Source organism: Actinosynnema sp., assembly GCF_052038725.1.
Map to the genome: position 1 here is coordinate 1 of NZ_JBQGCX010000575.1, position 2193 is coordinate 2193.

General features: G+C 73.5%; 3 protein-coding genes. 1 reads left to right on the plus strand and 2 read right to left on the minus strand.

Annotation, left to right across the window (positions count from 1 at the left end; genetic code table 11):
• Positions 1-147: 147 nt before the first annotated feature.
• Positions 148-549, minus strand: a complete 402-nt coding sequence (locus ACTUAL_RS11955; protein WP_440900287.1) for a hypothetical protein — start codon at positions 547-549, stop codon at positions 148-150.
• Positions 550-936: 387 nt separating this feature from the next.
• On the opposite strand from ACTUAL_RS11955, the gene ACTUAL_RS11960 reads away from it, so the two are divergent.
• Positions 937-1674: a glyoxalase gene (locus ACTUAL_RS11960; RefSeq protein ID WP_440900288.1), complete on the plus strand. Its 738-nt coding sequence runs from the start codon at positions 937-939 to the stop codon at positions 1672-1674.
• Between the two features lie 22 nt (positions 1675-1696).
• Here the strand turns inward: ACTUAL_RS11960 and ACTUAL_RS11965 are convergent.
• The coding region (locus tag ACTUAL_RS11965; RefSeq protein ID WP_440900289.1) for a TetR/AcrR family transcriptional regulator at positions 1697-2193 on the minus strand (497 nt) is incomplete at its 5' end.

Here is a 2193-nt window from a genome sequence, read left to right on the forward strand (position 1 = left end):
CGCCCTCCGGAACGACGACGGTTTCGCCGGCGTCAGCGGGCTGCTGTCCTACGGCGAGGACGGGAGCGCGACCGGGAAGGTGGTGCCGCTGCTGGAGATCACGCCCGACGGCGAGCCGGATCTCGTGTTCCCGGAGTTGCCCGGCTCCTAGCGGGCCCTGGTCGACCGCTTCGGCGGGGACGGCTTGCGCTTGGTGGTGGACTTCGCGGCCGTGCGGGACCTGGTGGCGGGCTTGGGCTTCACGGCGGTCTTCGCGCGGGGCTTCCCGCGGCGGCGCGGGGCCGCGCCGCGCTGGGCGGCGGCGGTCATGTCGTCGACCTCGCGCGGCGCGCGCTTGCGCGGGGTCCGGCGCCTGCTGTCCAGGAAGTCGGCCAGCCACAGCTGCGCGCGGACCACCAGGTACCACAGGCCGCACAGCAGGACGGCCAGCGCAGCGGCGAGGCCGATGGTGGTGACGGGGTCGTCGATGGCGGACGGCAGCACGGGAACGACCAGCAGGGCCAGGAAAGCCATGCCCAGGAGCAGGCCCAGCCCCTTGATGTTCGCCATCTCCACTCCCCGACCACGCCGTCCGAAGTCCGCCGCGCGGGGACCGTCCACCGACCCGCGCCGCGCCCGTGACGGCCGGGACGACCACCACAAGATCAAAATCTCACACCCCTGCCCCGACCGCCACCGCCCCGGCCGAGATCACGCACCACCCCGGTGCGTGCTTCGGCACACCGAAGCCTCCGGGTCGCGTCGCGCGAGCACGCGCATCGAGTCGCTTGTGGACGGTGGCGGGCGGGCACGCGCGCGACGGCCGGGTCGAGCGGCCACCGCGTGAGGGCGCCTCACAAGAGCGGGAGCTGAATCGATTCCCATGTGCGTGCGAGGGCTTTCCCTTGCCAGACTCCGCTTCCGTCCCCCTTCGCGAGACCCGTGAGGAGCACTGCCGTGCCCGAGGAGAGCGTTCGACCGAACGAGACGACCGTCCCGCTGCTGCCCTGCACGTCGGCCGAGGAGACCCTGGCGTTCTGGCGCGCGCTGGGGTTCGAGACCGCCTACGAGCAGACGCGGCCCTACCTGTACCTGGTGTTCACCTGGAGCGGGATAGCGCTGCACTACGCGAAGGCGCCGGAAGTCGTGGACCCCGCGAAGGAGAACGCCGGCGGTTGCCTGGTGATGGTGGACGCGGTGGCCCCGTACCACGCGGCGTTCACCGCGGCGCTGCGCGCGGCGCGCGGGAAGGCGCCGTCGACGGGGGTGCCGAGGATCACGCGGTACCGGCGGGGCGCGTCGCGGTTCACCGTCGTGGACCCGTCGGGGAACTCGCTGGTCTTCATCCAGCGCGACGAGCCCGAGGTGGAGTACGGCGGGTCGTCCTCGTTGGCGGGGCTGGCGAAGGTGCTCGACAACGCGCGGGTGCTGAGCGAGTTCAAGCAGGACCCGAAGGCCGCGTTCCGGGCGCTGAACTCGGGGCTGAAGCGGCACGGCGACGGGGCGCCCGCCGTGGAGCGGGCGGTGGCGCTGGGGATGCTGATCGACCTCGCGGAGGGCGCGGGCACGCGGGAGCGGGTGCCGGAGTGGGGGCGGCTGCTCGGCGGGCTGGAGCTGACCGGACCGGAGCGGGAGCGGGTGCTGGACGCGGTGGCGGACCGGGACCTCGTGGCGGGGTGGCTGCCGCGGGGGTGACGCGGCGGGTGGCGGCGGGGGTTCAGCCCTCGCCGTGCCCCAGCGCCGCCATGGCCGTGGCGACGATCCGGTCGCGCCACTGCTCCTGGGCACCGAGCTGCACCGCGGCCAGGGTGATCGACATCAGGCCCGCGGTCGCCACGCCGAGCCGGATGAACCGGGTCACGTCGTAGTCCTCCGGGTCCACGCAGAAGATCGCCAGCATGGCCCGGCCCATCTCGACGAACTCCTCCTGGTCCACCGGGCCGCTGTCCATGCCCGCGCTGATCGAGAGCATGGACAGGCCGGGCCAGTCGATCGTGAACTGGACCGAGCCGACGATGGCGGCGCGGTCGCGCTCCTCCCCCGGCGGCAGGTGGTCAACCCGCGCCAGCAGGGCGCGCGTCTCGGCGTTCCCGCGCTCCAGCACCGCCCGGTAGAGGGCCTTCTTGCTCGGGTAGTGGTGCAGGAGCCCGGCCTTCGTGTAGCCGACCGCGTCGGCGAGCTGCTGGAGCGAGGTGTGCTCGAAGCCGTGCCGGG